The organism is Rhizobacter sp. P1_G5 (assembly GCF_056405435.1).
This window is the reverse complement of sequence record NZ_JBFUCB010000352.1, coordinates 1-6325: the sequence shown is the minus strand read 5'-3', so window position 1 is coordinate 6325 and position 6325 is coordinate 1. Positions and strand designations below refer to the sequence as shown.

The window sequence follows — 6325 nt, the reverse complement described above, 5'->3', positions numbered from 1 at the left end:
ATCGCGAACTGCGACATCATCTTCAGCGTGCCCGGCGCGCAGGTGGCCTGCGCGAGCGACGAGCCGCGCAGCAGCTTCTCGTAGATCTTGACCTCTTCGCTGACGCGCAGGCAGTACGGCACCTTGACGATGTAGATGCGGTCGAGGAAGGCCTCGTTGTTCTTGTTGTTGCGGAACGCCTTCCACTCGCTCTCGTTGCTGTGCGCGAGCACGATGCCGTCGAACGGGATCGCACCGAACCCTTCGGTGCCCTTGTAGTTGCCTTCCTGCGTGGCCGTCAGCAGCGGGTGCAGCACCTTGATCGGCGCCTTGAACATCTCGACGAACTCGAGCAGGCCCTGGTTGGCCAGGCACAGCCCGCCGGAGTAGCTGTACGCATCGGGGTCGTCCTGCGCATAGGTCTCGAGCTTGCGGATGTCGACCTTGCCGACCAGCGACGAGATGTCCTGGTTGTTCTCGTCGCCCGGTTCGGTCTTTGCGATGCCGACCTGCTTCAGCACCGACGGGAAGCGCTTGACGATGCGGAACTTGCGGATGTCGCCGCCGAATTCATCCAGGCGCTTGACGGCCCACGGCGACAGGATGCGCTGCAGGTAGCGGCGCGGGATGCCGTATTCCTTCTCGAGGATGGGGCCGTCCTCGATCGCGTCGAACAGGCCGAGYGGCGACTCGTTCACCGGCGAGCCCTTGATCGCGTAGAACGGCACCTCCTGCATCAGCGCCTTCAGCCGCTCGGCGATCGACGACTTGCCGCCGCCCACCGGGCCGAGCAGGTAGAGGATCTGCTTCTTTTCCTCCAGCCCCTGCGCGGCATGCCGGAAATACGACACCACCTGCTCGATGGAGTCTTCCATGCCGTAGAACTCGGCGAASGCGGGGTAGATCTTGATGACCTTGTTGGCGAACAGACGGGACAGCCGCGGATCGTTGCGCGTGTCGATGGTCTGTGGATCCCCGATCGCCTTGAGCATGCGCTCGGCAGCGGTGGCGTAGGCCACGGGGTTGCGCTTGCATTCGGCGAGGTACTCTTCCAGCGAGAGTTCCTCCTCACGCGTGCGCTCGAAGCGTGCGGCGAAATGGCTGATCACGTCCATGCTGACCTCCTGAGACATCGGGTGGGCGACAGCGAAGGGGCCACCTTCGCTGCCGTCTGGGGAAGTTCTGATGAAGTCCCGGTTGAGGGCTCCATCAGAGCTTTCCTGTGCGGTCAGCTGATCTCGTGATTCAAGCTTGCGTCATTTCGGGGTGTCGTGTGCGTGGAGATGTGGAGAAATAAGCCCGCTGTTCAACGCTTCGGTGATGTGAAGGTGTACAGCAAATAGTGTGCCCCTGTCTGTTGCAGCGTGTCACCCACCTGAGTGGATGATGCATGCAATGAGCCGTTGGAGGCCGGGGAAGTTCCTGATGCGGGGCTCAGGGATTCTGCGGACGGATCTGCGCAACGATGTGCGGTCCGGCGGTTGTCGATCGGCATGTCAGGTGCTGGTGAGTCCGAGCTTGTCGAGGAGTCCATTCAACTCCTCCAGCGAGCCGAAGGCAATGGCGACTTCGCCTTGTTCGCCCCGCTTGGTGCGCTTCTTGACGCGGATCTCGACCTGTGCCGTCAACGCATCGGAGAGCTCTTCCTCGATGCGTGCGATGTCGCGCGGCTTCTCTTTCGGCACGCGCAGCAGCGGCTGCTGGCGCGACGAGYCGAGCCGGGTCACGAGCTTCTCGGCCTCGCGCACGCTGAGCTTCTTCGCGACGATCTCGCCCGCGCCGAGGATCTGGTGCGCCCCATCGAGCGGCAGCAGCGCGCGGGCGTGGCCCATGTCGAGGTCGCCGGCCATCAGCATCTGCTGCACCGGTTCGGCGAGGTTCAAGAGGCGCAGCAGGTTGCTCGCGGCGCTGCGCGAGCGGCCGACGGCCTGGGCCGCCTGCTCATGCGTCAGGTGGAACTCGTTGACGAGCCGCGCGATGCCGTGCGCCTCTTCGAGCGGGTTCAGGTCTTCGCGCTGGATGTTCTCGATCAGCGCCATCGCGGCGGCCGACTCGTCGGGCACCTCGCGCACCAGCACCGGCACCTCGTCGAGGCCGGCCAGCTTCGCGGCCCGCGTGCGGCGTTCGCCGGCGATGATCTCGTAGCGGTTCGGGCCCACCGGGCGCACCAGCACCGGCTGCATGATGCCCTGCGCCTTGATGCTCTCGGCGAGCTCGTACAGCGAGCCCTCGTCCATGCGCGTGCGCGGCTGGTACTTGCCGGGCTGCAGCTGGGTCAGCTTCAGCGTGCGCGGCGTGCCGTCGTCGGCCGGAACAGGGGAGTCGCTGACCGTGGGGCCGAGCAGTGCTTCGAGGCCGAGACCGAGGCCTTTGGGTTTCTTGGTTGCCATCCGGGCATTTTCCCTGATCACCCGGCGCGGGCCGCGGGCGATCGAAGCGATTGCAGCAGCACGCGTCCCTCGGGCCAGGCGCCGAGCCCGGACTGGCTGTCGATGTGGCCGCGTGGGCCGATGTCGATTTGCCGGCTGCCCCAGGCGCGGGTCATCTGCGCGGCGCGTTCGGCGGCGCAGAACGGGTCGTCGCTGCTGACGACCGCGATGCTCGCGAACGGCAGGGCCTGGCGGGCGATCGGGCGCCAGGGCGTCAGCTGGGGCGGCATGTCGGGGCGCTCGATGTCGGGCGGCGCGACCAGCAGCGCGCCGCGCACGCGGGCCGTGTGCCGCGAGTGCGAGGCCCATGCGGCGACCAACTGGCAGCCGAGGCTGTGCGCCGCCAGCAGCGCGGGCCGCTCGTCCTGCAGCAGCACCTCTTCGAGGCGGGCCATCCAGTCGCCGCGTTTCGGCCACAGCCAGTCGGCCTGCTCGACGCGGAGGTCGCCGTGTTCACGTTCCCAGAGGCTTTGCCAGTGACCGGGGTCGGAGTTCTCCCAGCCGGGGAGCAGGAGCACCCGCACGTCGTGCAGGGCTTGCGGATCAGCGTTTGTCATGCAGGTGGCTTATCCTCGCGGTCCGAGTTCTTTTTCAGGCGGGTGGACGATTCAATGAAGCATCGCGTGTTTGTCGACGGCCAGGAAGGCACGACCGGTCTGCGCATCAACGAGTACCTGGCGGCGCGCAGCGACGTCGAAGTGTTGCGCATCGATGCCGACCGGCGCAAGGATGCCGCCGAACGCGCCCGCCTGCTGAATGCCGCCGACGTGGCCTTCCTGTGCCTGCCCGATGCGGCGTCGCGCGAGGCCGCGGCCCTGGTGACGAACCCGAACACCTGCCTGATCGACGCCAGCACGGCCCACCGCACGGTGCCGGGCTGGGTGTTCGGCCTGCCCGAACTGGCTGCCGACCAGCGCGCGAAGATCCGCGGCAGCAAGCGCCTCGCGAACCCCGGTTGCCATGCCAGCGCCTTCATCCTGCTGATGCGTCCGCTGGTGGATGCCGGGCTCGTGCCGGCGCCGCTCGGCGTCAGCGCCACGTCGATCACCGGCTACTCCGGTGGCGGCAAGAAGATGATCGAGCAGTACGAGGCGGGCGGTGATGCGCGCCTCGATGCGCCGCGGCCCTACGGCTTGACGCTCGCGCACAAGCACATTCCCGAGATGATGGCCCACACCGGGCTCACGACGAAGCCGGTATTCATGCCGATCGTTGGCAGGTTCTACAAGGGCTTGGCGGTGAGTGTGCCCTTGCACTTGGCAAGCCTGTCGGCGAGTGCGAGCCCGGAGTCGCTRCATGCGGCGCTGACGAAGCGCTACGACGGCGAGCGCTTCATCCGCGTGATGCCGCTGCGCGATGCGGCGACGCTCGAGGACGGCTTCTTCGACGTGCAGGCCTGCAACGACAGCAACCGCGTCGACCTGTTCGTGTTCGCGAACGAGAGCCAGGTGCTGCTGATGTCGCGGCTGGACAACCTCGGCAAGGGCGCCAGCGGTGCGGCGGTGCAGACGATGAACGTGCACCTCGGGCTGGACGAAGGGCTGGGGCTCTGAGTCGACGGGACGGGCGTCAGGCCGGCACGGCCTCGCGGGCCCGCGCGACCATCTCGGCCGCGAATTCGACGAAAGCCTGCGCGCCCCGCGAGGCGGGGTCGAACACCACGCCGGGCAGGCCGTAGCTGGGCGCTTCGGCCAGGCGCACGTTGCGCGGGATCACGGTGTTGAACACCTTGTCGCCGAAGTGCGTCTTCAGCTGATCGCTGACCTGTTGCTGCAGCGTGATGCGCGGATCGAACATCACCCGCAGCAGGCCGATCAGCTGCAGCTCGGGGTTCAGGTTGGCGTGCACCTGCTTGATGGTGTTGACCAGGTCCGACAGGCCTTCGAGCGCGAAGTACTCGCACTGCATCGGCACGACCACGCCATGGGCGCTGCACAGGCCGTTCAAGGTCAGCAGGCTCAGCGACGGCGGGCAGTCGATCAGCACGAAGTCGTAGTCGGTCGAGACCGCCTCGAGCGCGGTCTTCAGGCGCTTGTCGCGCCGCTCCAGCTTGACCAACTCGACCTCGGCGCCGGCGAGCTCACGGTTCGCGCCCAGCACGTCGTAGCCGACCTTGTCACTGCGCTGGCGGGCCTCGGCGATCGTGGCCGACTCCAGCAGCACGTCGTAGACGCTCAGCGACAGCGCGCGCTTGTCGATGCCCGACCCCATCGTCGCATTGCCCTGCGGGTCCAGGTCGACGACGAGCACGCGCTGGCCGATCTGCGCCAGGCCGGCGGCCAGGTTGACGGTGGTCGTCGTCTTGCCGACGCCGCCTTTTTGGTTCGCGATGCAGAAGATGCGGGTCATGGAGGAGGGCGCTGCTGGAAGAGGGATCAGTTGCTGCCGAGGCGGATGCCGAAGCCGATCAGGAAGATACCAGCCGCCTTCTGCAACCACGCGGCCCATCGGCGGTGCCGGCGAACTTTGTTCGACACCGACTGCGCGAAGGCGCACAGCGCCAGGCAGTAGGCGAGGGTGATCAGTGCGATCGTCGCGGCCATCGCGGCAAAAGTGACCGCGCCGCGCTGGGTGGCAGGGTCGATGAAAAGCGGGAAGAAGGCCATGTAGAACACGATGGCCTTCGGGTTCAGCAAGGTGATCAGGAAAGCCTGGCGTGCGTAGTCGCGCGGCTCGATGCGGATGGGCGAGGCGTCGCCGGGCCGGGCCAGCAGCAGCCGCAGGCCGATCCAGGCCAGGTAGGCTGCGCCGCCGTACTGCACCCACCGAAATGCTGTGGGGTGTGAGGCGAGCAAGGCCGCGACGCCGCCGACGGCCAACCACAGCAGCACCTGGTCGCCAGCGATCACACCGAGTGTGGCGGCCGCACCGGCACGGAATCCGCCTTTGGCGGTCGAGGTCAGCAAGGCCAGCGTGCCCGGACCGGGCAGGGCGAGGAACAGCACGATGGCCAGACAGAACGAGCCGTAGTCGGAGATGCCGAGCGCGCTCATTCGGCAGCCTTCGGGCGGATCCAGACCAGGCAGCGCTCGGCATCCAGGTCGGGAACGGTCAATGGTTCCACGTGAAACACATCGAGGGTGGCCGGCAGCTCGGCGATTTCGGCGGTCGGTGCCTTGCCCTTCATCGCCATCCAGATGCCGCCCGGGGCAAGGTGCTTTTCAGTCAGCCGGGTGAAGTCGCTCAGCGAGGCAAAGGCACGGGAGGTGATCACGTCGGCTTGGGCGGGTGGCATCGCCTCGACCCGTGCGTGCTCGGAACGCAGCTGCCGCAAACCCAGTTCGGCGGCAGCCTGCTGGATGAAGCTGGCCTTCTTGCCAACGGTGTCGACGCAGGTGATGCGCCACGACGGCTCGGCGATGGCGAGCACGACACCCGGGAGACCGGCGCCGCTTCCGACATCGAGCACCCGCAACGGTCGCCCGGCGGCATGCCGGCGCAGCGGCCCGACGACCGACAGGCTGTCGAGCAGGTGGTGCGTCAGCATCTCGGACGGGTCGCGGACGGCCGTCAGGTTGTAGACCCGGTTCCACTTTGCGATCAACGCCTGGTAGGCCAGCAGCCGAGCTTGCTGGTCGGCGTCGAGCGTGAGCCCGAGCCGGTCCAATCCGCGGGCGAGGGTATCGGCCTCAGGCGGCTGCATCGGTCGGCGTGCTGTCGTTGCCGGCGCGGTCGGCGGCCATGAACCCCTTGAAGCGACCCTTCTTCAGGTGGATCAGCAGCAGCGAGATCGCGGCCGGGGTGATGCCTGAAATGCGCGAGGCCTGTCCCAGGGTCTCCGGCCGGTGCTTCGCTAGCTTCTGGCGCGCCTCGAAACTGAGCGCGGTGACCTGGGCGTAGTCGAGCTCGGCCGGCAGGCGCAGGCTCTCGAAGTGGGCGGCCCGCTCGACTTCATCGTTCTGCTTGGTGATGTAGCC

7 protein-coding genes and 1 pseudogene are annotated in these 6325 nt (G+C 67.2%); 1 reads left to right on the top strand and 7 read right to left on the bottom strand.

The features are described 5' to 3' along the window. From AC1D12_RS21440 to AC1D12_RS21430, 3 genes are all read right to left on the bottom strand, one after another. Positions 1-1094 (bottom strand): PrkA family serine protein kinase (locus AC1D12_RS21440; protein WP_477842724.1); only part of this gene is annotated, 1094 nt, incomplete at its 3' end. Between the two features lie 381 nt (positions 1095-1475). Then, positions 1476-2369 (bottom strand): ParB/RepB/Spo0J family partition protein, encoded by an 894-nt coding sequence (locus AC1D12_RS21435; protein WP_477842722.1) that lies wholly within the window; start codon positions 2367-2369, stop codon positions 1476-1478. 17 nt (positions 2370-2386) lie between these two features. Beyond that, a complete protein-coding gene (locus AC1D12_RS21430; protein WP_477824451.1) occupies positions 2387-2965 on the bottom strand; it encodes an RBBP9/YdeN family alpha/beta hydrolase in 579 nt (192 codons plus the stop codon). Between the two features lie 54 nt (positions 2966-3019). Between AC1D12_RS21430 and argC the strand changes: the two genes are divergently transcribed. Further along, positions 3020-3961 carry an N-acetyl-gamma-glutamyl-phosphate reductase gene (gene argC, locus AC1D12_RS21425; protein ID WP_477824450.1) on the top strand — a complete coding sequence of 314 codons (942 nt, stop codon included), beginning with the start codon at positions 3020-3022 and terminating at the stop codon, positions 3959-3961. A gap of 16 nt (positions 3962-3977) precedes the next feature. Here the strand turns inward: argC and AC1D12_RS21420 are convergent, their stop codons facing one another. The 4 genes and pseudogenes from AC1D12_RS21420 to gidA form a co-directional block, all read right to left on the bottom strand. Further along, on the bottom strand, positions 3978-4757 hold the full coding sequence (locus AC1D12_RS21420; RefSeq protein WP_477824449.1) for a ParA family protein: 780 nt from the start codon (positions 4755-4757) through the stop codon (positions 3978-3980). Between the two features lie 26 nt (positions 4758-4783). Then, positions 4784-5401 (bottom strand): LysE family transporter, encoded by a 618-nt coding sequence (locus tag AC1D12_RS21415; protein WP_477824448.1) that lies wholly within the window; start codon positions 5399-5401, stop codon positions 4784-4786. Continuing rightward, positions 5398-6051, bottom strand: a complete 654-nt coding sequence (gene rsmG, locus AC1D12_RS21410; RefSeq protein ID WP_477824447.1) for a 16S rRNA (guanine(527)-N(7))-methyltransferase RsmG — start codon at positions 6049-6051, stop codon at positions 5398-5400. Before rsmG ends, AC1D12_RS21415 begins: the two co-directional genes overlap by 4 nt. After that, positions 6038-6325 (bottom strand): annotated as a pseudogene (gene gidA / locus AC1D12_RS21405) (tRNA uridine-5-carboxymethylaminomethyl(34) synthesis enzyme MnmG); the annotation flags it as partial. The gene rsmG and the pseudogene gidA, both read right to left, overlap by 14 nt.

Bases quoted from the DNA above. Each gene is read 5' to 3' on its own strand.
- AC1D12_RS21420 (WP_477824449.1), bottom strand. From the start codon at position 4,757: ATGACCCGCATCTTCTGCATCGCGAACCAAAAAGGCGGCGTCGGCAAG.
- AC1D12_RS21415 (WP_477824448.1), bottom strand. From the start codon at position 5,401: ATGAGCGCGCTCGGCATCTCCGACTACGGCTCGTTCTGTCTGGCCATC.
- AC1D12_RS21430 (WP_477824451.1), bottom strand. From the start codon at position 2,965: ATGACAAACGCTGATCCGCAAGCCCTGCACGACGTGCGGGTGCTCCTG.
- rsmG (WP_477824447.1), bottom strand. From the start codon at position 6,051: ATGCAGCCGCCTGAGGCCGATACCCTCGCCCGCGGATTGGACCGGCTC.